This is a genomic window from Tenacibaculum retecalamus, from assembly GCF_027941755.1.
Lineage (GTDB): Bacteria > Bacteroidota > Bacteroidia > Flavobacteriales > Flavobacteriaceae > Polaribacter > Polaribacter haliotis_B.
In genome coordinates this window covers 1034758-1060610 of record NZ_CP115916.1, presented here as the reverse complement: position 1 = coordinate 1060610, position 25853 = coordinate 1034758, and the positions used below count along the sequence as shown (strand labels likewise).

At 31.0% G+C, this 25853-nt stretch carries 21 protein-coding genes and 2 pseudogenes; 12 read left to right on the top strand and 11 right to left on the bottom strand.

What is annotated here, in order from left to right; all coding sequences use genetic code 11:
• Positions 1-168: 168 nt before the first annotated feature.
• Positions 169-639, bottom strand: a complete 471-nt coding sequence (locus tag PG912_RS05180) for a Dps family protein (protein ID WP_275688749.1) — start codon at positions 637-639, stop codon at positions 169-171.
• A gap of 114 nt (positions 640-753) precedes the next feature.
• On the opposite strand from PG912_RS05180, the gene PG912_RS05175 reads away from it, so the two are divergent.
• Entirely contained in the window at positions 754-1695 is a 942-nt protein-coding gene (locus tag PG912_RS05175; RefSeq protein ID WP_260585170.1) for a hydrogen peroxide-inducible genes activator, read from the top strand.
• A 36-nt stretch (positions 1696-1731) separates the two neighbouring features.
• On the opposite strand, the gene PG912_RS05170 is transcribed toward PG912_RS05175, so the two are convergent.
• The gene (locus PG912_RS05170) at positions 1732-3624 is read right to left on the bottom strand and encodes a SulP family inorganic anion transporter (protein WP_275688748.1); all 1893 of its coding nucleotides are present in this window, start codon (positions 3622-3624) and stop codon (positions 1732-1734) included.
• A 145-nt stretch (positions 3625-3769) separates the two neighbouring features.
• On the opposite strand from PG912_RS05170, the gene pyrR reads away from it, so the two are divergent.
• The 5 genes and pseudogenes from pyrR to PG912_RS05145 all read left to right on the top strand — a co-directional run bounded on the left by pyrR (position 3770) and on the right by PG912_RS05145 (position 6912).
• Positions 3770-4324: a bifunctional pyr operon transcriptional regulator/uracil phosphoribosyltransferase PyrR gene (gene pyrR, locus PG912_RS05165; protein ID WP_260585169.1), complete on the top strand. Its 555-nt coding sequence runs from the start codon at positions 3770-3772 to the stop codon at positions 4322-4324.
• Positions 4325-4348: 24 nt separating this feature from the next.
• Positions 4349-5282, top strand: a pseudogene (locus PG912_RS05160) (aspartate carbamoyltransferase catalytic subunit).
• A 2-nt stretch (positions 5283-5284) separates the two neighbouring features.
• Entirely contained in the window at positions 5285-5617 is a 333-nt protein-coding gene (locus PG912_RS05155) for a hypothetical protein (RefSeq protein ID WP_275688747.1), read from the top strand.
• 32 nt (positions 5618-5649) lie between these two features.
• Entirely contained in the window at positions 5650-5970 is a 321-nt protein-coding gene (locus PG912_RS05150) for a T9SS type A sorting domain-containing protein (protein ID WP_260585166.1), read from the top strand.
• Complete coding sequence (locus tag PG912_RS05145; protein ID WP_275688746.1) at positions 5971-6912, top strand: ribonuclease Z; 942 nt, start codon at positions 5971-5973, stop codon at positions 6910-6912.
• Here the strand turns inward: PG912_RS05145 and PG912_RS05140 are convergent.
• Positions 6909-7271 carry a CoA-binding protein gene (locus PG912_RS05140; protein WP_275688745.1) on the bottom strand — a complete coding sequence of 121 codons (363 nt, stop codon included), beginning with the start codon at positions 7269-7271 and terminating at the stop codon, positions 6909-6911. The genes PG912_RS05145 and PG912_RS05140 overlap by 4 nt on opposite strands.
• Before the next feature lie 96 nt (positions 7272-7367).
• On the opposite strand from PG912_RS05140, the gene PG912_RS05135 reads away from it, so the two are divergent.
• Positions 7368-9728 (top strand): TonB-dependent receptor domain-containing protein, encoded by a 2361-nt coding sequence (locus PG912_RS05135; RefSeq protein ID WP_275688744.1) that lies wholly within the window; start codon positions 7368-7370, stop codon positions 9726-9728.
• A gap of 169 nt (positions 9729-9897) precedes the next feature.
• Here PG912_RS05135 and PG912_RS05130 read toward each other — a convergent pair whose 3' ends face one another.
• Positions 9898-10905: a 3-oxoacyl-ACP synthase III family protein gene (locus tag PG912_RS05130; RefSeq protein ID WP_275688743.1), complete on the bottom strand. Its 1008-nt coding sequence runs from the start codon at positions 10903-10905 to the stop codon at positions 9898-9900.
• 109 nt (positions 10906-11014) lie between these two features.
• On the opposite strand from PG912_RS05130, the pseudogene PG912_RS13795 reads away from it, so the two are divergent.
• The 4 genes and pseudogenes from PG912_RS13795 (at position 11015) to PG912_RS05105 (ending at position 15624) form a co-directional block, all read left to right on the top strand.
• A pseudogene (locus PG912_RS13795) lies at positions 11015-12405 on the top strand (Gfo/Idh/MocA family protein).
• A 236-nt stretch (positions 12406-12641) separates the two neighbouring features.
• On the top strand, positions 12642-14555 hold the full coding sequence (gene htpG, locus PG912_RS05115; RefSeq protein WP_275688740.1) for a molecular chaperone HtpG: 1914 nt from the start codon (positions 12642-12644) through the stop codon (positions 14553-14555).
• Between the two features lie 147 nt (positions 14556-14702).
• Positions 14703-15059, top strand: a complete 357-nt coding sequence (locus PG912_RS13880; protein ID WP_333780687.1) for a VF530 family protein — start codon at positions 14703-14705, stop codon at positions 15057-15059.
• Positions 15060-15213: 154 nt separating this feature from the next.
• Positions 15214-15624 carry a GNAT family N-acetyltransferase gene (locus PG912_RS05105; RefSeq protein WP_275688739.1) on the top strand — a complete coding sequence of 137 codons (411 nt, stop codon included), beginning with the start codon at positions 15214-15216 and terminating at the stop codon, positions 15622-15624.
• Positions 15625-16009: 385 nt separating this feature from the next.
• On the opposite strand, the gene PG912_RS05100 is transcribed toward PG912_RS05105, so the two are convergent.
• From PG912_RS05100 to PG912_RS05070, 7 genes are read right to left on the bottom strand one after another with little or no spacing between them, the layout of a single operon-like run.
• Entirely contained in the window at positions 16010-17512 is a 1503-nt protein-coding gene (locus PG912_RS05100; protein WP_275688738.1) for a lipopolysaccharide biosynthesis protein, read from the bottom strand.
• A 1-nt stretch (position 17513) separates the two neighbouring features.
• Entirely contained in the window at positions 17514-18599 is a 1086-nt protein-coding gene (gene wecB / locus PG912_RS05095; protein ID WP_275688737.1) for a non-hydrolyzing UDP-N-acetylglucosamine 2-epimerase, read from the bottom strand.
• Positions 18596-19876 (bottom strand): glycosyltransferase family 4 protein, encoded by a 1281-nt coding sequence (locus PG912_RS05090; protein ID WP_275688736.1) that lies wholly within the window; start codon positions 19874-19876, stop codon positions 18596-18598. The genes wecB and PG912_RS05090 overlap by 4 nt, the downstream gene beginning before the upstream one ends.
• Before the next feature lies 1 nt (position 19877).
• On the bottom strand, positions 19878-21062 hold the full coding sequence (locus tag PG912_RS05085) for a glycosyltransferase family 4 protein (RefSeq protein ID WP_275688735.1): 1185 nt from the start codon (positions 21060-21062) through the stop codon (positions 19878-19880).
• A 6-nt stretch (positions 21063-21068) separates the two neighbouring features.
• Positions 21069-21587, bottom strand: a complete 519-nt coding sequence (locus tag PG912_RS05080; RefSeq protein WP_275688734.1) for a methyltransferase domain-containing protein — start codon at positions 21585-21587, stop codon at positions 21069-21071.
• Between the two features lie 33 nt (positions 21588-21620).
• Positions 21621-24041, bottom strand: coding sequence for a YfhO family protein (locus PG912_RS05075; protein WP_275688733.1), 2421 nt, complete (start codon positions 24039-24041; stop codon positions 21621-21623).
• A gap of 2 nt (positions 24042-24043) precedes the next feature.
• The gene (locus tag PG912_RS05070) at positions 24044-24322 is read right to left on the bottom strand and encodes a DUF4834 family protein (RefSeq protein WP_275688732.1); all 279 of its coding nucleotides are present in this window, start codon (positions 24320-24322) and stop codon (positions 24044-24046) included.
• Between the two features lie 137 nt (positions 24323-24459).
• Here PG912_RS05070 and PG912_RS05065 point away from each other — a divergent pair, with 137 nt between their 5' ends.
• Positions 24460-25842 (top strand): transporter, encoded by a 1383-nt coding sequence (locus PG912_RS05065; RefSeq protein WP_275688731.1) that lies wholly within the window; start codon positions 24460-24462, stop codon positions 25840-25842.
• Positions 25843-25853 lie beyond the last annotated feature (11 nt).

The window sequence follows — 25853 nt, the reverse complement described above, 5'->3', positions numbered from 1 at the left end:
TTGATTCCTCAAATTAAGGGCTCGTTTGTAAAACTTATATCAATGCTATTTTAATATCACATCATTAAAATGTAAATTTTATTAAGAGAACTTAAATAACTAGAACTATTCTAAATAGAAAAAGGCGCACTAAATTAGTACACCTTTTTCTATTTAAATCAATTAGTCTTACCCCAACCAAGCGTTTAACATCCATATTGTTTTTTCTTGCTCAGTAATAAAGTCACTCATCATAGAATTTGTTCCTTCATCAGCTGCTGCTTCAGATAATTCTAAAATTTTTCTTTCAACTTTTAACAATCCGGCTAATGACTTTACAACTAATTGTACTGCTTCAACATCTTTACTTATATTTTTTCCTACAGGAACCTCTGCCGCTTTTATATAATCATCAAAAGTATGCAAAGGAGTTCCTTGTAATGTTAAAATTCGTTCAGCGATTAAATCCACTTTTAACTGAGAATCAGTATATAACTCTTCAAACTTCACATGCAATTCAAAAAAACTTTTCCCTTTAATATTCCAATGCAATCCTCTAACATTTTGGTAATAAACTTGAAAATTAGCCAACAAAACATTTAATTCTTTTACTAATTCAATTGATTTATTCTTATCTAATCCTATAACTGTTGTATTCATTTTATTTATTTTTAGTTATTCATATTTTAATACTTCAAAATTACTTTTAAATAAATCACAAAAACTATAAATGATATTGATAGTTTTAATATCTTTATCAAAAAATTTGATAGAATGACAATAACTCAGTTAAAATACACCCTTGCTGTTGCTGAATATAAAAACTTTACTATTGCAGCTGAGCACTGTTTTGTTACGCAGCCTACTTTAAGTATGCAAATTCAAAAATTAGAAGATGAATTAGAGGCTAAAATATTTAATCGGTCAAAAAAACCAATTGAATTAACCGAAGTTGGTCAAAAAATTATTGAACAAGCTAAAGTTATTGTTGATGAAAGTAATCGAATTGTAGATATAGTTCATCAACAAAAAGGATTTATAGGTGGCGAGTTTAAACTTGGAATTATACCTACGGTTATGCCAACTCTACTACCAATGTTTTTAAAGACATTTAGTAAAAACTATCCGAAAGTTCAGTTAATTATAGAGGAGTTAACTACTGAAGAAATTGTTAGAAAATTAACCGACGGTCATATCGATGCTGCTTTGGCGGCAACTCCGCTAGAAAATGAAGCAATAAAAGAACGCGTTTTATATTACGAACCTTTTGTGGGTTTAATCCCAAAAGAACATCGTTTGTATGATCAGAAAAAGATTAAAATTGATGATTTAGAAGTGGATGACATTTTATTACTAGAAGATGGACATTGTTTTAAAAACAGCATTATTAATTTATGCAGAACTAATAAAAAGAACTCAACGCATCATTTTCAGTTAGAAAGTGGAAGTTTTGATACACTCATAAAACTATCTAAAGATGGTTTAGGCATGACCTTATTGCCATATTTAAATACGCTAGATTTAAATGAATCTGACAAAGAACATTTAAGAGAATTTGAAACACCTCCTCCTGCAAGAGAGGTCAGCTTAATTTATCATAAATCACAACTTAAAATGCAATTAATTGAAGCTTTAAAAAGCACTATAGATAGTGTTATTAGAGGCGCAATTGCTTTTAGTGATGTTGATATTATTAGTCCGATAAATAAAATATAAGTCATAAAAAATCCCGCTAAAAGCGGGATTTTTTATTTAAAATTTATATTCTGATAAAGGCTTCGGAAAAGCTTCAGGATTTTCAGCTAAATGATAACGAGGATCATCAACATCAGCTATAATTACATCATAAAACTTATCATTCGCTTTATACATTAACACTTTACAGTCTTCACTTAAGTGTTTTAATTTTAATGTTTTTCCTGCTTTCTCATACTTCTCTACTAAAATAAATAAGGCTTCTAGGGCAGAGTGATCAGAAATTCTACTTTCAATAAAATCAATTTCTACATTTTCAGGATCATTTTTAACATCAAATTTTTCATTAAAAGTAGTAATACTTCCAAAGAATAAAGGTCCCCAAATTTCATACACTTTAGTTCCATCTGCTTTCATTCTTTTTCTAGCTCTAATTTTCTTAGCACTTGTCCAAGCAAAAGATAAAGCGGAGATAATTACCCCTACAAAAACGGCAATTGCTAAATCGAAAAATACAGTAACTGCAGATACGATTACTAATACAAATGCATCAGAAGTTGGAATTTTTTTCATGATTCTAAAACTAGACCATGCAAATGTTTCAATAACCATCATAAACATTACTCCTACTAAAGCAGCAATTGGCACTTGCTCTATATATTTATCAGCAAATAAAATAAAAGTTAATAAGGTTAATGACATCATTACTCCCGATAATCTTCCTCTACCACCAGCGTTGATATTAATAACTGTTTGGCCAATCATACCACAACCACCAGTTCCACCAAATACACCACTTACAATATTTCCTGCTCCTTGCGCAACACATTCTTTATTTCCGTTACCTCTACTATCTGTTAACTCATCTACTAAGTTCATAGTCATTAAAGTTTCTATCAAACCAACAGATGCCGCTAAAAAGGCATAAGGTGCTATAAATTTAAGGGTATCTAAATTAAAAGGTAAGTTGCTCCAAAGCTCTAATAAATTTAGTTTTTTTGATATTTCATCAATACCGTTTAAACCGGCTCCTCCTCCGTCTCTAATAAAATCACCAACATTAATAGAACTTAAACCACTAAAGATTGATATTAATGTAACAATTAAAATAGCCGTTAATGCTGCCGGTATTTTAGTAGTTATTTTTGGTAATCCCCATACAATAAGCATTGTTAATAAAACCAACCCAATCATTGTATAAAGCTTTTCTCCTTGCATGGTTGATTTTACAACTCCGCTATCTTTTACCGAATAAAACCCTTCTTCAGAAACGTTAAAAACAACTTTTTTTGTTTTAGCATCAAAAACCTGACCTTCTGAAACGAAAAAAGCTTCTTCGTTTGTATTATTATTCCTTACTGAATTTCCATCAATGGTAAATAAAACAGTGTCAGAATTTAAATCTTTAACTTGATTATTTGTTACATTATAAACCAATTCTTTCGATTCGGTTTTACGCATATTTTGTCCGAAAAAATCTTTTTTATTTTCAGTAAACATTCCCAATTGTGCCATAAAAATAACAATTGCCAATCCGTTTACAAATCCCATCATTACAGGGTGTGGAATTAAACGCACAAATTTCCCTAACTTAAACAAACCAGCAAAAACTTGTATTACTCCCATTAAAACAACTGCGGCTAGTAAATAGAAATAGCCCATATTTTCTACAGGGTTATCAAAAAGCAAGCCTTTTGCATGCCCTTCTTGTATCATCGTTACAAAAATAACAGCTACAGCACCTGCTGCACCAGAGATAAGTCCTGGTCTACCACCAAAAACGGCTGAAATTATTCCCACTACAAATGCACCAAACAATGCTACTATTGGGCTAATTTGAGCAACAAAAGCAAAAGCTACCACTTCTGGTATCATTGCTAAAGAAACTGTTATCCCTGCTAACGTATCATCTTTAATGTTAAGTTTCTTATTTTTAAGGTATTTCATCATAATATTCTCGGCTATTGTAAAAGTTGGCAAATGTAAAGATAATTTTATTCATATAGTTTTATGTTTCATCAAGTTTAATTTTGTCCGCTGTTTTTTTTGCTTTATTTTTGAAAAATAAACTATCATACCAATTTGATAGCAAAACATGAGCAGGAAAACACTACTTACTTCTAAAGAAATTGAAATCATTCTGCATCGATTAGCCTGTCAGTTAATCGAAAATCACAACGATTTTTCTAATACCGTTTTAATAGGTTTGCAGCCTAGAGGTTCTTTTTTAGCAAAACGATTAACAAAATTATTAACCGAAGAATATAATATTAAAGACCTTAAACTAGGGCTGTTAGATATTACTTTTTATCGTGATGATTTTCGTAGAAGAAATGAGCCATTAGAGGCTACATCTACTCAAATTGATTTTTTAATTGAAGATAAAAAGGTGGTTATTATTGATGATGTACTGTATTCAGGAAGAAGTGTGCGAAGTGCTTTAACCGCAATTCAATCATACGGACGACCAGAAAATATTGAATTATTAGTATTAATCGATCGTCGTTTTAGTCGCCATTTACCAATTCAACCTAATTACAGAGGTAGACAAGTAGATGCTATTAATGAAGAAAAGGTAGTTGTTAATTGGCAAGAGACTCATAAAAAAGATACAATTTACCTAGAAACCAAGCCTACCAAGCTTGATTAGTTATGATTATAAAAACAAACTAAGATGAAGCAGTTAAGTGTTGAAAATTTATTAGGTATTAAGTACCTTAACAAAACTGATTTAGAGCTTATTTTTGAAACTGCTTCTCATTTTAAAGAAGTTATAAACAGACCCATTAAAAAAGTTCCTTCTCTTCGAGATATAACGATTGCTAATTTATTTTTTGAAAATAGTACTCGCACAAAATTATCATTCGAGTTAGCTGAAAAACGATTATCTGCTGATGTAATTAATTTTTCTGCTGCGCAATCATCAGTAAAAAAAGGAGAGACTTTAATAGATACTGTTAACAATATATTAGCCATGAAAGTTGATATTGTTGTAATGCGTCATGCAAGTGTTGGTGCAGGTATTTTTTTATCGAGGCATGTAGATGCTAAAATTATTAACGCTGGTGACGGAACTCACGAACACCCAACACAAGCTTTGTTGGATAGTTTTTCTATGCGAGAAGCTTTAAACAGTAATCTAAAAGGTAAAAAAATTGTAATTGTAGGTGATGTTTTACACTCGCGAGTGGCACTTTCTAATATATTTGCATTGCAACTACAAGGCGCTAAGGTAAAAGTTTGTGGCTACTACTACTTTAATCCCTAAATACATTACTAGTTTAGGTGTTGAGGTTGAAACAAACTTAAAGAAGGCTTTAGAATGGTGTGATGTAGCCAATGTTTTACGTGTACAACATGAACGAATGGATATTAAATATTTTCCATCAACAAGAGAATACACACAACTTTTCGGAATTAACAGAGAAATACTAGATAGCCTTAATAAAGAAATTGTTATCATGCATCCAGGCTCTATAAACCGTGGGGTAGAATTAACTAGTGATGTTGCCGATAGTAATCAATCTATTATCTTAAATCAAGTAGAAAATGGTGTTGCAGTACGTATGGCTGCAATATATTTACTTGCTCAACAAATAAAAAGATAATCATGAAAATAGCAGAAAAAACAATCTATACTTTATTTAGTTCAGTAGCAGAAACTTTCGCTGAATTTATGTTAACTTTTGAAAAAGAACATATTAACTATAAGGAAAAACACCTTATTGTTGAAATTTCAGAGAATTTTAACGCTACCAAAGAAAATATTTTATTATTTTTGGTATACGCTCATGAACATCTAAAAAACGGCACATCTTTTGTTATTGTAGTAAAGGATGTAAATATTGATGATTTTCCTGAAAATTTTAACATTGTTCCAACCCTAACCGAAGCGGAAGATGTTATAGAAATGGAAAATATTCAACGTGATTTGGGTTTTTAGCCTTATATTTATTATCCCCTAAATGAATACATATGGTAAAAAAAATACTTTTATTATTTTTATTAACGATAACATTATCTAGTTTTTCTCAAGAAAAATCTATAGATAAATTAGTTGCGTCTCCGAACCCTTTTACGAATAGTACTACCATTTTTGTAAACTCAAAAACAAGTCAAACGGTTATTTTAACTGTTAGAAATGTACTCGGAAAAACAGTGTATTCTAAAAAGTTAAAGGTGATTAATGGTCGTAATTCTATACCTTTTAATCGTAACGATTTAAAATCAGGCATGTATATATATGCTATTCAAAGCAATAAAGAAGTAATTTCTAAACGTTTTGTAATTAGATAAATGAATTTAAAGTTAACTATTTTAGGTTGCCATTCTGCCACCCCAAGAGTAAACGCACATCCTACATCTCAATATTTAGAAATTAATAACCGTCATTTTCTAATAGATTGTGGCGAGGGTACACAAAGACAAATGCGAAAATACAAAGTTGGTTTTTCTAAAATCAATCATATATTTATATCTCATTTACATGGTGATCATTTCTTTGGCCTTATAGGTCTTATTTCTACCTTCGGTATTTTAAATCGTGAAAAAGAACTCCACATTTATGATCCAAAAGGTATTAAAGAAGTTACTACTCTTCAATTAAAACTATCAAAATCTTGGACAAAATACCATATTCATTTTCACGAACTCGCATCAAAAGAAAGCGAGTTAATTTTTGAAGATGATAAAGTTTCTGTACATACAATTCCTTTAGACCACAGAGTTTATACCAACGGATTTTTATTTAGAGAAAAAGAAAAGCCAAGAAAATTACATATCGGTAAAATAGAAGAATACAAAGAAATAGATACTTGCGATTACCATAATATCAAATCAGGTAAAGATTTTGTTTTATCTACAGGTAAAGTTATTCCCAATTCCGAATTAACTATCGATCCTCCTAAATCAAAAAGTTTTGCTTTTTGTAGTGATACTGCATATAAACCAGATATAGTTCCTATTATTAAAAATGTAGATCTTTTATACCATGAAGCTACCTTTTTAAAAAATAGGGAAGATTTATGTGAAAGAACAAAACATGCTACTGCCGAACAAGCAGCCTCAATTGCTAACCAAGCAAACGTAAATAAATTAATTATTGGTCATTATTCTAGTCGATATTCAAACATAGAAGATTTTAAAGACGAAGCACAAACAATTTTTAAAAATGTAGAATTAGCCGAAGCCGGTAAACTATATTCTACAAACTCGGCTCCTGTAAATATTTTAAATTAATATTGATTGGTTGATAATAAAACCAATGTACAAGCCACTTCTGACTGGATTTTATTTTCTTCTAAAATTTTATAAAACTCATTATTTTCAGTACCCGGATTAAAAATTACTCTCTTGGGTTGTAATGAAATTATATACTCATAGTATTCTTTTTGACGCTCAGCATTTAAATACAATGTAACAGTATCAATATTTTTAAAAAGTACTTTTTCTTTTTCAATAATAGTGTCTAACACTTTCCCTTTTCTTAAACCAATTGCAACGGTTTTTATTCCTTTATCAATCAATCTTTTAATTGCAATATTTGAATATCTCGTAGGATTTAAAGAAGCTCCTATAACTAAAGTATTTTTTTTCATAATTGTTAATAATAAGTTAAACTCCGTTAACTGTAGTAACGAAAATGATTAATAGCAAGTCTACTAAGTATCAAAAGAATCTAAAAAACAAACAAAATGAAAAAAATACTACTACTAATTTTCACCGTATTTAGTGTGAGTTTATTTGCTCAAATGCCCAAAAGTAACTTACCAAAGCCTGGTACTGTTTCAGGTAAAGTTATTGATAAAACAACCAAGGAATCTTTACCTTATGTAAACATTATAATCAAAGATGCTGCCAATAAAATTTTAACTGGAGGAATCACAAACGACAATGGTACTTTTTCTATAAAAAATATTCCTGAAGGAAAAATTATAGTTGAAGTTCAATTTATAGGTTACAAAACAATCTCTAAACCTGCTACTGTCAGTAACAAAAATAGAAAAATTAATCTTGGTACTCTTTCTTTATCCGAAGATTCGACTACTTTAGACGAAGTGGAGATTCGTGCAGAGACATCAACTGTAGTCCAAAAAATTGATCGTAAAGTAATTAATGTAGGTAAAGATTTAACTTCGGCAGGTGCAACTGCATCTGAATTATTGAATAATGTGCAGTCAGTAAGTGTAGATAGTCAAACTGGTGCTCTAAGTTTACGTGGAAACAGTAATGTAAGAGTGTTAGTTGATGGAAAACCAACAAATATGAGTACCGCACAATTATTACAACAAATTCCTTCTACTTCTATCAAAAGTATAGAATTAATTACCAATCCATCGGCAAAATACAATCCTGAAGGAATGAGTGGAATTATTAATATCATCTTAAATAAAAACGCTAATATTGGCTTTAACGGTTCTGTTACTGGAGGTGTAACAAGAGGTATTTATACACGTTTAAATGGTTCTCTAGACATGAACTACAAAACTGGTAAAGTAAATTTTTATACAAATTACGGGTTTAGAGATGGTAAAAATGGTGGTCGTGGTAATGTTACCAGAACTGGTACAAATGCATCAAGACAAGAATTTAATTTTTTAAATGACAATACTTCTCATTTAATAAAATTAGGTGCAGACATTTACTTAAATGATAAAAATACATTGTCGTTTTACACAACTCAGAACCTATCTGATGGTGTTGGTACAGGTTCAACAAAGGTATTTGATACTACAGGCGCATTAACTATCGACTCCCCTTTTACTTCAACCTCTAACGGAAGTCGCTCTAGTGCATACAACTTAAACTATAAATTAGATTTTGCTAAAAAAGGACATAATATTGAAGTAGAAGCTACTTTTTCGGATTCTAACTCTCCAGAATATGCTGTAAGAGACACAGGAAATGAAGACATTAGCAACAAAAGAAGCAACACGCTATTTAATATTGATTATACAAACCCTGTTTCTAAAAACGGAAAACTAGAACTTGGTGCTGAAGTAAGAATAAACAAAACTGATAATATTAATGATAATACGAATGCATTAAATTCATCATTTTCATACGACAGAAAAATGTATTCTGGATATATTAATTATGGGCATAAATTCAACAAAGTAACAATGCAATTAGGTGCACGTTTTGAGCAATATAATGTCGTAGGTTTATTTAATGTTGAGGGAATAACTCCATCTCCTTATAAAAATGATATATTTAGCGTGTATCCATCAGCATTTTTCACATACAATCCTTCGGATAAAAATCAGTTTCAATTAAGTTACAGTCGTAGAGTTGATAGGCCATCAATTCAACAAGTAAATCCGATTAGAGAATGGAGTACTCCGCTAGTAACTTCATTAGGAAATCCTGATTTATTACCTCAATTTACAAACTCTTTCGAAGTTAATTATACGAGACGAATTAAAGGAGGTTCATTAACTTTAGGTACTTTTTACAGAAGAGTTAATGATGAAATTTCTACCATCTTATACAAAGACCCTAATGACCCAACGGACACGAAACAAATAAAGTCGGATGACAATTTTAAAGGAAACAACAGGTATGGCTTAGAAGCTTCTTTAAATTACAAAGTTGCTAATTGGTGGAGAATTAACTCAAGTTTAGATTTTTATTCGCAAACACTAAAAGGTATTGTTGCAAACACCCAAACTGAAGTTACTAACAGTGCCTTTAATATTCGCTTAAGTAATAGTTTTACAGCAACAAAAAAATTACGTTTCCAATTATTTTCAATGTACAGAGGAGCTAATAAGAATTTACAATTCGATGTTAAAAACATGTGGATGATAAATACAGGTGCAAGCTACAAAGTATTAAAAGGTAAAGGAAATATTAACGTTAGAGTTAATGATATTTTTAGAACGGCAAAATTCAGATTTGAATCTACAACTCCATTTACGCAAACAGGGCAATTTCAAGGAGATAGCAGAACTGCTTATATCGGATTCAATTACAGATTTGGTGGTGGTAAAAACAAAGCAAAACGTAGAAGAAACAGAGATAACAACGAAAAACAAGGTGGTGGTTTTCTATAAACTAAAATCTTTTTTAGCTATTTGAAACAAAAAATCCGAAGTAATAACTTCGGATTTTTTTTATTTCAATATTTTATTAGAAGCTATTTCCCGCTTTTCACACTCGCTCTTTTTTTGAAGAAAAATCAAAAAAAGGAGCTCAAACAAATGCTTCAATCGGGGCTAAAAACTACCATTTAATAATTACAGAACCCCAAGTAAAACCACTACCAAAGGCAGCTAAAACTACTAAATCGTTCTCTTTAATCTTACCCTTTTCCCATGCTTCAGTTAAAGCAATAATTACAGAAGCAGCAGTAGTATTACCATACTTCATAATATTATTATACACTTTATCATCAGCTAATTGAAATTTCTTCTGAATAAATTGTGCGATACGTAAATTTGCTTGATGCGGAATTAACATATCAATATCTTCTTTCTTTAATCCATTTGCTTCTAAACCTTCATTTATTGCTTCTGAAAAACGAGTAATTGCATGTTTAAATACAAATTGCCCATCCATATAAGGAAAATACGATTGATCTTCTGGATCGTTTTTCTCTAAAATTTCAGGAACCCAACGTTGTGTAGATGGTCCTTCTAAAACTAATTTTTTAGCATGTTTACCTTCCGAATGTAAGTGAGAAGATAAAATTCCTTTTCCTGCCTCTTCACTTCTTGATAAAACCGCAGCTCCTGCCCCATCACCAAAAATTACAGTAACACCTCTACCTCTAGTAGATTTCTCTAAACCACCTGAATGATTTTCTGCACCAATCACTAAAATGTTTTTATACATTCCTGTTTTAATAAACTGATCGGCAACAGACATAGAATAAATAAAACCAGAACATTGGTTACGTACATCTAAAGCACCAATAGTTGGCATATCTAACATATCTTGTACTTGTACTCCGCCTCCAGGAAAATACAAATCTGGACTTAAAGTTGCAAAAATAATAAAATCGATATCATCCTTCGTTAAACCAGCTCTTTCGATTGCTATTTTAGCAGCTTTTGCTCCCATTACAGCAGTTGTATCCTCTGTTTTTGGATCAATCCAACGACGCTCTTTAATACCTGTTCTCTCTTGGATCCATTCATCAGAAGTTTCCATAAACTCTTTTAAGTCATCATTTGTAACCACGTTATCTGGCACATAATAACCCAATCCTGTTATTTTTGAATTATACATATTCTATGTTGGTGTTTTTTGTTGTTTGCATATTTGTAGCGGGTAAAAATAGTGATAATTTAATATCTTTACAAAGAAGCTTAAATTAACAAACACGAATCAACATATTATGAATAGAAAAGATTTTCTTTCACTATCAACTAAAGCAGCTGTATTTTTAGGGTTATCTACAGCAATTTCTTGCAAAAATGAAACCATAGAAAAAATAAACCCTTTATTAAATAAAACAGCAAAAGGAACGGCTTTTGGCTTAACAGCACCCAAAATAGCTAAAGTTAACGTCGGAATTATTGGTTGCGGTAACCGAGGACAAACTTTAATCCAAATGTTTGACTGGTTGGTTAAAAATAATAATGCAGAAATTGTTGCTGTTTCCGATTTACACAAAGAAAAAACAGCAAAGCTAAATGAACATTTACAAAAAACACATCAAAAAACGGCTCATGAATACCACGGAAATGCAGATGAATGGAAAAAGTTAGTAGATAGAGATGATATTGATTTATTAATTATTGCCACTCCGTGGGAAATGCATACGCCAATGGCTTTATACGGCATGGAAAAAGGCAAACACGCTGCTTGTGAAGTTCCTGTGGCCTACACAATGGAGGACTGTTGGAAACTCATTGAAACTGCAGAACGTACACAAAAACATTGTATAATGCTCGAAAATTGTTGTTTTAACAATGAAGAACTTTGGGTTTTAAACATGGTAAATCAAGGTGTTTTTGGTGATTTAACACATGCAGAAGGAGCTTATATTCATGATTTACGTAAACATTTATTAGATGATAAATATTATGAAGATCAATGGAGAATTAAACATCATTTAAATAAAGATGGTAACTTTTACACCACTCATGGTTTAGGCCAATCAGTCAATATATGGATATTGGTCGTGGAGACACTTACGACCATCTTGTTTCTATGAGTTCGCGAGAAAAAAGTTTAAGCGATGCTGCTAAACATGCTGGTATTAATAAATTTTCAAACGTTAAATGCGGTGATATGAACACCACCATGATTAAAACAAAACTCGGTAAAACAATTATGTTACAGTTTGATGTACATACAGGCAGGCCTTACAATCGTTTAAACACCGTTGTTGGCACAAAAGCAGTACACGAAGGCTACCCATCAAAACTATATATTAATGATGATGAACTAGCTTGGTGGGGACATAATTGGTTAGAAAAAGAAAAATATAATGAATACAGAGAAAAGTATAACCATCCGCTTTGGAGTACATTAAAATCGCAGATTTCTGATAATTCTGTTGGTCACGGAGGAATGGATTTTGTAATGATTTATCGTTTAATTAAATGCCTAAACCAAGGTTTACCTTTAGATATTAATGTATATGATAGTGTAATGTGGAGCGCTATTACGCCACTTTCAGAACTCTCAGTTGCTCAAAATAGCAGTTCAGTAAAAGTACCTGATTTTACAGGCGGAACCTGGAAAAATAAAAACACAACAGAAATGTTGCGAAATATCTAAAAAAACTACCTTCTTGTATAAGAAATGCCAACTCCTTAGTTGGCATTTTTTTATGTCATCTTGTCACAAAATTTCATTTGGTATTTTTTTTGACTACTATTCTACTATAGAAAAAACGAACTGTTTAGTTCGAGTGTATTTAATTTCTAATCAGATTAAAATAAAAGAAATTTAAATAAGTGTTGAAAGTATCTCGACTGCACTCAATAAAACACAAATCAAACAAATATATAATTATGAGCAAAGGAAGTATTAATGTGTCGGTAGAAAATATATTTCCACTGATTAAAAAATTCTTATATTCTGATCACGAAATCTTTTTACGTGAATTAATCTCTAACGGAACAGATGCAACTACAAAATTAAAACACTTAATTGCTATTGGTGAAGCTAAGACCGAATTAGGAGATGCTAAAATTGAAATTAGTATTAATAAAGAGGCTAAAACCATAATCATTAAAGACCAAGGTTTAGGAATGACAGCTGATGAAGTTGAAAAATATATCAACCAAATTGCTTTTTCTGGAGCCGAAGAGTTTTTAGACAAATACAAAGACGATAAAAACGAAACAGGTGTTATTGGGCACTTCGGATTAGGTTTTTACTCTGCTTTTATGGTAGCTGACAAAGTTGAGTTAATTACTAAATCATTTAAAGATGAACCTGCTGCTCATTGGACATGTGATGGTTCTCCTGAATTTACTTTAGAAGCTCATGATAAAGCTGACAGAGGAACAGAAATTATTTTACATGTTGCTGAAGATTCTTTAGAGTTTTTAGAAGAAGCTAAAATTGGAGGTTTATTAAACAAATACAATCGTTTTAATCAAGTGCCAATTAAATTTGGAATGAACAAGGTTAACGATCCTGATTTTACACCTGCAACTACAACTGATGCGGATGGTAAAGAAACTACTGAGCCTCACCAACAAATTGAAGTTGATAATATTATCAACAATACAAACCCTGCTTGGACAAAAGCGCCTGCTGATTTAAGTGATGAAGATTACACGAATTTTTATCGTGAGCTATATCCAACGCAGTTTGAAGAGTCGTTATTTCACATTCACTTAAATGTAGATTATCCGTTTAACTTAACTGGAATTTTATTTTTCCCTAAGTTAACGCAGAGTTTAGATATGCAAAAGGATAAAATCCAATTGTATCAAAACCAAGTGTATGTAACTGATAACGTTGAAGGAATTGTACCTGACTTTTTACAGATGTTAAAAGGTGTTATCGATTCTCCAGACATTCCTTTAAATGTTTCTCGTTCTGGTTTACAGGCAGATGGAGCCGTAAAGAAAATATCTGGTTACATTACTAAAAAAGTAGCAGATAAGTTAAGTTCTTTATTCAAAAAAGATCGTGCTGATTTTGAACAAAAATGGAACGATATTAAAGTAATTATCGAATACGGGATGTTATCAGAAGATAAATTCTTTGATAAGGCTAAAAAATTCGCTTTATATCCAACTGTTGCAGATACGTACTTTACTTTTAATGAGTTAATTGAAAAAACAAAAGACGCTCAAACTGATAAAGATGGAAATCACGTAATTTTATATGCTTCTAACAAAGAGGCACAACACAGTTATATTCAAGATGCTACTGCTAAAGGATATGAGGTTGTTGTATTAGATTCTCCAATCGTATCGCACTTAATGCAAAAACTAGAAACTTCAGGTGAATCTAAAGTTCAGTTTACACGTGTTGATTCTGATTTTATTGATAATTTAATTAAGAAAGACGAAGCTGTTATTTCTAAATTAACTGATGAAGAAAAAGAATCGTTAAAACCAGTTATTGAAGGTGTAATTGCATCGCAAACATATACTGTTCAATTAGAAGCAATGGATTCTTCTTCGTCTCCTTTCTTAATTACTGTACCAGAATTTATGCGTCGTATGAAAGAAATGCAAGCTTCTGGTGGTGGAGGCGGAATGATGGGAATGGGTAATTTACCTGAAATGTATAACTTAGTTGTTAATACAAATCACCCATTAGTTTCTGAAATATTAAACGCTGATGAAGACAAGAAAAAAGGATTAATTACGCAAGCTTTCGATTTAGCCAAGTTATCTCAAAACCTTTTACATGGTGAAGATTTAACCAACTTTATTAAGCGTTCTTACGAGTTAATTAAATAAATAACACCGTTACTTTAAATATTACAAAACCTCTTTGTTTACTCAAAGAGGTTTTTTTGTAAAATTTTTAAAAATCCTACTAAACTAGTTAATTGCTGTTTCAAGTTCTATTTTTGTAGTTCAATGTTAAGATAAAACAATAGAGTAATGGATACAGAAAATAATCCAATTAATAACCCAACACAATCTGAAGAGCTTACAAATACCAATTTTAAGCCAAAAACTAACGAGCAGTTAAATAAAGAAAATCCTTCTAGACAAAACAGAAGACAGGCAACAGAAGAGCAACTTAACAATCCGTTACATGGTGTTAAACTTGCGCAGCTTCTAAAACGCTTAGTTGATTATTATGGTTGGGAGTATTTAGCAGAACGTGTAAACATTCGTTGTTTTAAACACGATCCGACCATGAAATCGAGTTTAGGATTTTTAAGAAAAACTCGCTGGGCTCGTGAACATGTAGAAGATGTTTATTTAGATATGCTAGAAGAACAACAGCAATAATAATATTTAGACATCGGAATATTTTACCTCACCTTAAAAACACCTAGAAATCATCAAAATAATAAAAGCAAACACCTCGCAAGCTAAACTTTTTTCTAAAATTAGTATCGCCTCTTTTTTACCTGCACATGGACATTCTGCTCCGCCTAAAGATATGAATGCTTATATCACTAATAACTTTAAAGAAAGCGACTTTATAGAAGAATTAGAAACCGTAGAGAATGAATATTATTTACTGGAATATGAAAATAAAACTGCCGGGTATTCAAAAATAATTTTCAATAAAACCTGTAAAGATGTTACCGCTAAAAACATCACTTATATGAGTAGATTGTATTTGCTTGAGGAATTTTATGGTTTAGGGCTCGGTAAAAAATTATTCGATTTTAATGTAGCCTTATGCAAGGAAAATAATCAGGTTGGAATTTGGTTAAACGTTTGGATAGAAAACAAAAAAGCGATTCAGTTTTATGAGAAAGTAGGCTTTACAATAGTAGGGAAAAGTGATTTTAAAATATCAGCAACACACTCAAATCCGAATCATATTATGTACTTAAGTTTATAAACTTCGTTTAAAATGAAACTCTTTTTATGTTATTTTGATCCTCCTAAAGATATCAGATTGAGTATTTTTTTGTCAGATTGAGCCCAATCGAAATCAAAGAGAATCGTACCGAGAACATCTTTTAAGTGCTTGACTCGAATTGATAAACATTAATTAAAATGTACAATAGGTTCAGTTGAAGCTATTTTTATACTAAAACGACTATAAGATTAGTTTTTATAGCCATTTTAATTTTACCTGTGTTAAACTAACTTTATAAACCTATGTTAACCAACACATTAAAAAAACCTCCTATATTTGTAATATAAATAATTACCCCCCCTTAAAATTATTTATTCTTATCCCCCTAATAAAAGACTTATTCCCTTATGTGTATGAGTCTTTTTTATTTTATATACCTACCTACTAAATTATTCATTTGTTCTGAAACAGCTAATTTAATTACCACAAATACATACACTACTACTATTAAAATACTTTTTAATATGATATTTATTATCGGATCAATTGGCGTGCTTTTAATAGAGAATTGAGGTATCGAGAAATTCCAATAATAAAATCCGAAGAATAATACGGCTATTATTAACAACATCTTAAGGGTTTTCTTTGTGTACGGAAACATATTTAACTTGCTACTAACAAACCACAGCTTAAACGTATTAAAAAATAATACGGTTAACAATGTCGCTAAAGCCAAACCTTCGGTACCCATGCCTATATCATTATAAAAGAAAATATTTAAATAATATACCATAAATGCCATACCTAAACCTACAGGCATGGTAATTTTATAAAATTTTGAGTTTTGAATTATCGCTCCGTTATTACCTAAAGACATTAAAAATAATTTAGCCATAGATATTAGTAAAACTACCAATCCGCCACCTGCATAATTTTTATTTGGCATTATTTTAAACAATTCATCTACATTACAGTTTACCAATATAAAGAACAACCCTCCAACCAATAATAAATTTATAGAGCTTTTTTCATACAGACTTCTTGTTTCTTTATCATTATTCTCATTAATAGATTTAGAAGTAAGTGGTTGTAATATTTGTCCCATTGCCCTGCTTGGGGCTTCTATAAAAGTACCAATAAAAAGTGCTACTCCGTAATACGCTGCTGTTGCTAATCCGTCTTTACCAGGAATCATTACTTTGTCTATATCTAATACAAACGCTCCTGCACTACCCGCTAAAACAATATAAAAAGTATACCTAAGAACCTCTTTAAAATTAGATGGTAATGACAACGTTATAGTTGGTGTATATAGCTTAAAAGCATACAACATCATTAATGCAGTTCTTACAACGTAGGCAAACGTCATGTAAAACAAAAAATCTTGTTTGGTAATCAACTCAAAACTTACGGCAAATAGCAATATCATAATAGCAGCTCGGTTATAAAGCTCTTTTAAAACATTACCAAAAACCGATTGCATTTGTACTTTTGCCCAAGAATAAAAAACTTCAAAATAAGCACAAGCTACTGCAATAACATATATATAAACAGTATAATTCTCAATAATTAAGTTCCCTTCAACATTACTTTTGGCAACATATTCCATAATTAAATTATGAAAAAAGTTCCAACCAAAACCAACAGGCAACGCTATTAAAAGCGGTAAAAATAAAACGGAACTTAAAAAACTATCTTTTTCTTTTTTAGTTTTGTAGGCTACAAAGAATTTTATAATTGTAAACTGAATACCTAAAGCAATTACCGGCATTAATAAATTTGAAGCTGCAAATACATACATTGCTAAACCATAATACTCATCTTTTAAAAAACGAGCATATAAATATATGGTGTTTATACCACCTATTAAAAAACCTAAATAGATTATAATGGTGTTTTTTAGCGACTGTCTTAGTACGATTCCCAATTTATTCTTGAATTAATTTTATAATTGATTTATATATTCTCTCACCAACATTATTACCGTATAACGTTTCTTCAAATGTCATTTCTGAATTCAAAAAATCATTAAAAGCATTGGTTATTTTCTTCGGATGTGTTCCTGTAATTGTAGCGTATTTATAGGTTACCAACTCTATCCATTCTGTTTCTTCTCTTGCTATAATACAGTGCTTTTTATTAAAAAAAGCCTCTTTTTGAAGTCCCCCACTATCGGTAACAACCAAACTACATTTTTTTAACAATTCTAACATATCAAAATAGCCAACAGGATCTATAAAAGTAATATTAGGTTGTAAATTATACTTCGCTAACATTTTTTTAGTTCGAGGATGTAATGGTAATACTACTTTTTTTGTTTTATTTATTGATTCTAAAGCTGAAAAAACCTCGATTAATTTCTCTTTAAAATCAGTATTTTCCTGACGGTGAATTGTCGCCAGAACAAATTCATTTTCTGTTAGTTTTAAATCGCTTATAATAGTCGATTTTTCTTCTGAAAACTGACCGTAAAACTCAACAGCATCTTTCATAATATCACCATGCTGCTCAATTTTAATCGCTAAATTATCAAAACCTTCTTTCTGCAAATTATCTATTGCAACCTGTGTAGGACAACTTAATAAATCAGCAATTCTATCCGTTACAATACGATTTACTTCTTCGGGCATTTGCATGTTAAAAGAACGCAAACCAGCCTCAATATGCACCACTTTTACATGTAATTTCTTGGCCGCTAAAGCACCTGCTAGTGTAGAGTTTGTATCACCATACACTACAACTGCATCCGGTTTTTCTGTTACTAAAATCTCTTCAATTTTCTCTAGCATCTGCCCTGTCATGGCACCGTGACTTAAACCGTTGATATTTAAATTATACTTCGGTTTAGGTATTTGCATTTCATCAAAAAAAACAGCACTCATGTTGGCATCAAAATGCTGACCTGTATGCACTATTATTTCTTCAACTTCGCCATGTTTTTGTATCACTCGGCTTAACACAGCTCCTTTTACAAACTGAGGACGCGCGCCTAATATGGTAACTATTTTTTTCAAGAATTTACTACTTGTTTAAGTATTACGGACAATTGTTTGGTTAATTCCTTACGATGGTATTGCTCGATATTTACAGAGGAAACTGTTAACGAGTTTTGTTGGTACTTTTTATACAAATCACTCACTGTCTTTTTTAATTGCTCTTTCTCACTAAAATCGACTATACTGCCTGCTTTTGTTTTTGTTAAAATCTCAGCTAAATCACCATCTTTAGGACCAATTGCTAAGATAGGACGTTTTGCTTGTAAATATTCAAAAATCTTTCCTGTTATAATTCCTTTAGCGCTTGGCACTTTATTTACTGCTAATAATAAAACTTGTGAAGCTCGCTGATACTGTTGTACTTCTTTATGCGGCACATAATTTATGCGTGTAACATTTTTAAAGTCATACTTTTTTAAATCTGTTACAACATCATCAGACAATTTTCCAATCAATTTTATTTCTAAATCGTTTTTAAAATCGCTATTTTCTTCGGATAATTCAGCCAATGCTTTCCACAACATTTTCGGATTTCTATCTGCATTCATCAACCCGATATGCGTAATAGAGAATTTCAAATCTAAATTTGTTTCATTATTGGTGTTTTCTTCAGAATCATACCCATTTGTTACCACGTGTATGTTATCTGAAAATGTCTCATAATTAGCCTTCATTGTTTTACCAACCACCAAACTTGCATCGGCATTTTTCAGCACTTCTTGTTCTAGCTGATGGTGTTTTTTTATCGCTTTTTTAGTTAATGGCAGTTGATGAAAATAATCAATATCCGTCCAAGGATCCCGAAAATCTGCAATCCACTTTACATTTGTTTTTTTCTTTAGGTGCAATCCGATTAAATGTAAACTATGTGGCGGATCTGTGGTAATAATTGCATCAATCTTATTTTCTGATAAGTATTTTTCTAAATATTTTACAGATGGTTTTATCCAATATTTTCTTGCATCCGGAATAAAATAATTAGCTCGAATGTATTGTAATATTTTCCCGAAAAAAGTTGGATTCGGATTTAAAAAACCGGCACTTGTTTTGGTTTCTTTCTTTTTAAAGATTGATAAAAGATCATTTGGTTCCCAAATAGCTTTTTTAAGTACTTCAACACCTTCAGGAATGTCGTTTGCTAAAGATGCATCTATAATAGGATACTTAGCTTCATCAACCGTATATACCACAGGTTCTACATTAAAATCACGTAAATATTTTACAAATTTTAACCAACGTTGTACACCAGAACCACCTGCTGGAACCCAATAATATGTAATAATTAGTACTTTCAAATTATAAATTATTGTATAAATCGATTAATCCTTCAGAAGTTTTATCCCAAGTGAATTCATTTTTAACAAAATTCTCTCCGTTTTTACCCAATTCTTGTCGTAGAGCTGTATCATTATATAGCGTTAAAACTTTATCCTCGAAATCTGCTACATTTTGTGCTTCATGTACCAAACCTCCATTTATTTTTTCAATTAAGTTTTTCTGAGCAATGGCGTTACTTACCAATAATGGTTTTGCTAAACTCATGTATTGAAATAATTTATTCGCATAAGCCACATCGTGCTGAATATTACGTCGTAAAGGTGAAATACAAACATCACTAGCCTCTATATAAGACGGAAACAACGAAACGTTTTGCCAACCTTCAAAATCAACAAAATCTGATACTTTCAACTTTTCAACTTCTGCTTTTAAAACATAATCGGTCGTATTCTTACCTACAATTACCAACTTAACAGTCGGAATTTGCTCTTTTAATTTTGCAACAGCTCGTATTGCCGTTAGTAGACCTCTGCGAACATGAGTATCTCCCAGATAAAGAATTACAAAATTTTCTTTATATTTTTTGATGATGGCTGTATTCAGCTCAAAGGCATCGTAAAAAGATTTACGAATGGTATTTGGTACTAAAACTACTTTATTTTCAGTAATTTTAGTTCTATCAACTACTTCATTCACAAATTCTTGAGAAACCGTAATTACTTTATCAGCCTTTTTAATAAATGCTTCTTCCTTTTGCTGCCATTTTTTTGGAGAAATGATATACTTTCCAGGAAATTTCTGCAAGTGCGGATAAAACTTCATCACCTCTGGCATGTTGTCATGCAAATCTAAAACGACAGGTAATTGCTGTTTTTTATTTGCTAAAAAAACTGCTTCTGCAATTCGGATATCATGAATATGAATAGCTTCAATCTTATTATTAAACAAAAAATCGACAATCTTCTTTTTCATCAATAATGAATAGAAAGGAACGGTGTATGCTAAAGCAGATAGTTTATACTCCAACTTGTTAGATTGGTATCGCTTAACGTTAATTTGGTTGATTGTTTCTTCCTGCTGTTCCCCTCCATAAGTCAAACAAAACAAGAACACTTCATGTCCGTTTTTTATCAACTCAATTGCTTCATTTTCTACACGAGGATCAGGCGGAAAAACCTTATCCAATATCATTCCTATTCTCATCTACAACTACTTTCTTTCTGCGTAAACAGCATAATATCTCGGAATAAATTTCCTTAATATTGGTCTGAAACCAATTTTATTAACAGGGCTTGTCCATTTTTCTGAGTCCACAATATTCCAGTTCGATTTTTCTAGTAACCAATCAAATTGCCAGTCTTCAAATTCGTGATAATGCCTGTCCCACACATCCGTTTTACTTCTGTAGGCGTTTGCGAACCATAATTTTAACGGAATTGTAGTAATTAGCTTTGTGCTTTTTATGGCTTTTAAAATATTTAAAGGAGCTAACATATGTTCGAAAATTTCAAACGATGTTACTGCATCTACTTCGTGCTCTTTTACAATATCCGTAATAAAATCTAAATCCTCTCCTTTGGTATTGATCACAGTATACCCATGATTTTCCATAATTTCGGTAAACCTATTTCTAGTTCCTAAATCTAAAATAGTTGCCGGAGCAGGCAACACCTTCTCTAAAAATTTTATTGTATGGTTATATCTCTTTTGAGGATAATATGTTTTCATTAATTTTTATTTAAAAAAAATTGAACTCTAAATTTATTTTTGCTGCTTCTTTTTACGAATTACAAACCAGCCAATCGGAATTAGCAATAATAAGGCATAACAAAATAATGTAATTATATTTCCGGTTCTTATCACGGTTGGCTCGTACTTAAATACAACTTCGTGTTTTCCTTTTGGTATATTCATACCTCTAAGCACATAATTCACTTGATAATGTTCAGTTTTAACGCCATCTAAATAAGCATTCCAACCATCTTTATAATAAATTTCTGAAAATACAGCAAACTGATTTTCTTGCGTAGCTGTTTTATAAACTAAGGTTGTAACATTATTTTTAATTAATGAAATTGTAGCTGTTGAATCTTTTTTAAATATATTATTATAATCCATATATCCTTGTGGACTTCTTTTTAATTCTCGTCCATTAATTACAGCTGATATTTTAGTATTTAAACTATCTAACGCTCGTATTTCTTCATTTGCTGAATTAACTATTTTTAAAGAATTAACAAACCACGCATTTCCGTTTGCATCCGTATTTTCTTGAAATTTATCTTCACCAACAATAACGTATTTTGTATTCAACATATTTAATACGTTGATGTTATTTTTTGCGATTTGATAATCAAATAACTCTTGATAGCGTTTCATTTTCGCAGCATGATAACCACCAATCGAATTATGAAAATACGATGTTCTACCATCTTGCATCGGGTTTCCACCAAAATTAGCTACACGATAATAACTTTTATCTTCTAATATTTCTTTATCAGCTTGAGTTGGTGTAAATGGTTTTAAGACTTTTCTTGCTGATGTAAAATCTTCTTTATTTACATAATTCATATCAACAGAAACTAAATCGAAAAGAATTAAACTTCCCAAAATAATTAAAACCGGCACTTGTTTTAATTTTTCCTTTAGATAAAGCCACAACAAAGCTGCTGCACCTAAAACCAATAAAAATGAGCGAATACTATCGTTAAACAACATCGCTTTTCTATCCGCAATTAAAGCATCTATTAATGTTGGTAATTCTTGATATTGACTATCTCTTAATCCTTCAAAAGCAAATAAACTAGATCCGAATACCGCAAAACATAAAGTAATTCCGCCTAAAACATAAAATGCTTTTTTTAATGCGTTTTCTTTTTCTTCGGATGCTACTTCTGATGAGAAAAAATCTCGTAAAGCTATCATTCCTAATAAAGGCACACATAGTTCTGCTATTACCTGAATAGATGAAACCGCTCTGAATTTATTATACAGCGGCACATAATCAATAAAAAAGTTGGTGAGTATTGAGAAATTTTTTCCCCAACTTAACATAATTGAAAAAATAGTAGCGGCTACCAACCAATTTCTTAAACGTCCTTTTACTAAGAAAACGCCTAAAAAAAATAAGAAAAATAAAATAGCACCAATATATGCGGGCGCTTCAACAATTGGCTGTGTTCCCCAATATGTTAAAACCTGACTCGAATAATCTTTAGCAACACTTTTACCTGCGTTTTGTTCTAAAACTTGATAAAAATTAGAATCTTCTCCTAATTCTTCAACCGTTCCTCCTCCCATAAAACGAGGAATTATCAAATTAAAAGTTTCTACAATTCCGTAACTATATTCGGTAATATATGATTTATCTAATCCTGTAGATTTTTCTTTTGGTGATCCGTCAGGAGCTATCGTTAATTCCGATTTTCCACGTGTACTAAAATCACCGTATTCTTTCATTGATAATAATCGGGTAGAATTTACGCCTAAACCAATAAACATTGCAACCAATAATACCGCAGCTTGTTTTGCAAATACTGGTAATGTTTTGGTTTTAAAAGCTTCTATAAATTCTACAATTGCCAATATCAACAAACAAAAACCTAAATAATAAGTCATTTGCGGGTGATTTGTGTATACTTCTAAGGCCATTGCTAAAGCTGTAATTACAAATCCGACTAAATAACGTTTTCTAAAAACATATAAAACTCCGGCTAGTACCATTGGCATATACCCAATTGCATGTGCTTTTGCATTATGTCCCGCACCGAAAATAATAATCAAATATGTAGAAAACCCGAAGGATAAACTTCCTAAAATGGCAAGCTTCCAATCTACTTTTAAGGCTGTTAGTAACAAGAAAAATCCTAAGAAATATAAAAACAAATAATCTGCAGGCCGCGGTAGAAAGCGAATCGCTTTATCAATATATCTAACAAAATCATTCGGATAATACGCACTAACCTGATATGCAGGCATACCGCTAAAAGCGTTTCCTAGCCAATAAGGTTCTTCATCATTGGCTATTCTATAATCTTTTACTTCTTTAGACATTCCTATAAATTGGGTAATGTCGCTTTGTTTTATTCGTTTTCCGCTTAAAACCGGATTAAAATATAGCAGCGATATAATTGCAAAAACAACAATTGTTATCGCATACGGAATCATTTTTTTAAAATTCATGCTTAGTCTATTTCTTCAAAATCAACATATTCCCCTACCGAATTATTGCTTTGTTTAGTGTCTTGTGGTTTTTTATCTACAACTGTTTTTCCTTCATCAACAGTACTTTCTTGCTGATTATTATATTGTTGTGCTGCTTTTTTCTGAACTTTATCTACCGCTTTTTTTAATAAATAAGGAGCAAATAACTTCACCAAAAATTTTAGCACGTAATAAACAAGTATAATTATTAATATGGTTCTTAAAAAATTCATAGGTCCAGCTTCATTTATATGTATCATCTTAACTTTTAATAAAAAATTAATCAAAAATAACAATTTGAAGCAAAACGAAGCGTTAAGACTTTACAAAACTTATATTATATAGTAATTTGTATTTTATGTATGTTTGTACTAATTGTATTAATTGAATTTACAACATGATTAAGAAACTTCTTTTGTTTATTACTTTTTTGTTAACCTTGGCTACAAATGCCCAGTATACAACGGTTATAAACTCAAACAACCCTGGTTTTTCTGAAAGTCCTTATAGTGTTGGATCAGGTGTGTATCAATTTGAAAGTAGTCTTTTTTTTAGGAGTACAAGTGCAACACCAACTTTCAGTAATCCACAAGCTAAAGGTTTAAACCTTTTATTTAGAACCAGTTTTTTTTCTGAAAAGTTAGAATTTAATTTAAAAACCAGTCTACTGAGCGATAAAATTGCTTTTAAGAACGTTTTTGAATCTTCATATAACGAATTTGGCTTAGGGCAACTTACCTTAGGAGCAAAGTATTTAATCTATACGCCTAAATACAACGATAAAAAGAAAGAAATTAGAAGTTGGAGAGCAAGACATTCTTTTGATTACAAAAGATGGATTCCACATATCGGAGCTTATGCTGGGCTTAATTTTGGAAGTATCTTAAATACACCACACAAAAAAGGTGGTATTAGCCCGAAAGTTGGTTTATTGCTTCAAAATGAGTTTTCAACTAAACTTAACGTGGTTACAAACTTATATTACGACAATATAGGCACCGACTTTACGGAATTATCATACATTATTACAGGTACTTATAACTTTAATGATTATTGGTCTGGTTTTGCAGAATGGCAAGATACTTTCGAAAAATACGAACGTAAAAATAATGTTGGTATCGGAGCTGCTTATCTATTTAATGAAGATATGCAATTTAATGCTACACTAAGAGGTAGTTTTGATCAAGAAAAAATAGGACTTTATACAAGTGTAGGAGTCTCATACAGGATAAACAGGCATCATAATAAATTTTTAGAAGTAGATGAGTTTGGTAATAAAATTGAAGAACAAAAATCTACTAAATACACAGAAAACAAAGGTTTCTTTGGTCGTTTATTTGATAAAATAAAAGGTGTATTTAAAAAGAAAGACAAACATACTGTAACGATAAAAGAAGGCGAAAAAGAAGAAAAGATAACTATACAAAGACCAAAAAGAGAGCGCTCTAAATCTTTAGTTGATGTTATTGTTAAAGAAGATATTAAAGAAAAGAAAAAAACAACAAAAGCTGAAAAGAAAGCTGCAAAAAAAGCAGTAAAAGAAGCTGAAAAAGCTATTAAAAACAAAGAAAAAGAGCGTTTAAAATTAGAGAAAAACATTAAAAAAGAGGAAGAAAAGGAAGCTAAGCGTAAAGAAAAAGAACGTAAAGAGATAGAAAAAAATCTTTTAAAAGAAGCAAAACGTAAAGAAGAAGAGCGTTTAAAACTAGAAAAAGAGATTAAAAAATTAGAAGAGGATTTAAAAAAGGAAGACGAAAAAGAGCAAAAGAAGGACAATTAAAAATCTTACAT

Coding starts and splice junctions, on each gene's coding strand:
- PG912_RS05065 (WP_275688731.1), top strand. CDS start 24,460: ATGATTAAGAAACTTCTTTTGTTTATTACTTTTTTGTTAACCTTGGCT.
- PG912_RS05105 (WP_275688739.1), top strand. CDS start 15,214: ATGAATGCTTATATCACTAATAACTTTAAAGAAAGCGACTTTATAGAA.
- PG912_RS05145 (WP_275688746.1), top strand. CDS start 5,971: ATGAATTTAAAGTTAACTATTTTAGGTTGCCATTCTGCCACCCCAAGA.
- PG912_RS05180 (WP_275688749.1), bottom strand. CDS start 639: ATGAATACAACAGTTATAGGATTAGATAAGAATAAATCAATTGAATTA.
- pyrR (WP_260585169.1), top strand. CDS start 3,770: ATGAGCAGGAAAACACTACTTACTTCTAAAGAAATTGAAATCATTCTG.
- PG912_RS05155 (WP_275688747.1), top strand. CDS start 5,285: ATGAAAATAGCAGAAAAAACAATCTATACTTTATTTAGTTCAGTAGCA.
- PG912_RS05085 (WP_275688735.1), bottom strand. CDS start 21,062: ATGAGAATAGGAATGATATTGGATAAGGTTTTTCCGCCTGATCCTCGT.
- PG912_RS05080 (WP_275688734.1), bottom strand. CDS start 21,587: ATGAAAACATATTATCCTCAAAAGAGATATAACCATACAATAAAATTT.
- PG912_RS05075 (WP_275688733.1), bottom strand. CDS start 24,041: ATGAATTTTAAAAAAATGATTCCGTATGCGATAACAATTGTTGTTTTT.
- PG912_RS05175 (WP_260585170.1), top strand. CDS start 754: ATGACAATAACTCAGTTAAAATACACCCTTGCTGTTGCTGAATATAAA.
- PG912_RS05170 (WP_275688748.1), bottom strand. CDS start 3,624: ATGATGAAATACCTTAAAAATAAGAAACTTAACATTAAAGATGATACG.
- PG912_RS05135 (WP_275688744.1), top strand. CDS start 7,368: ATGAAAAAAATACTACTACTAATTTTCACCGTATTTAGTGTGAGTTTA.
- htpG (WP_275688740.1), top strand. CDS start 12,642: ATGAGCAAAGGAAGTATTAATGTGTCGGTAGAAAATATATTTCCACTG.
- PG912_RS13880 (WP_333780687.1), top strand. CDS start 14,703: ATGGATACAGAAAATAATCCAATTAATAACCCAACACAATCTGAAGAG.
- PG912_RS05070 (WP_275688732.1), bottom strand. CDS start 24,322: ATGATACATATAAATGAAGCTGGACCTATGAATTTTTTAAGAACCATA.
- PG912_RS05150 (WP_260585166.1), top strand. CDS start 5,650: ATGGTAAAAAAAATACTTTTATTATTTTTATTAACGATAACATTATCT.
- PG912_RS05130 (WP_275688743.1), bottom strand. CDS start 10,905: ATGTATAATTCAAAAATAACAGGATTGGGTTATTATGTGCCAGATAAC.
- PG912_RS05140 (WP_275688745.1), bottom strand. CDS start 7,271: ATGAAAAAAAATACTTTAGTTATAGGAGCTTCTTTAAATCCTACGAGA.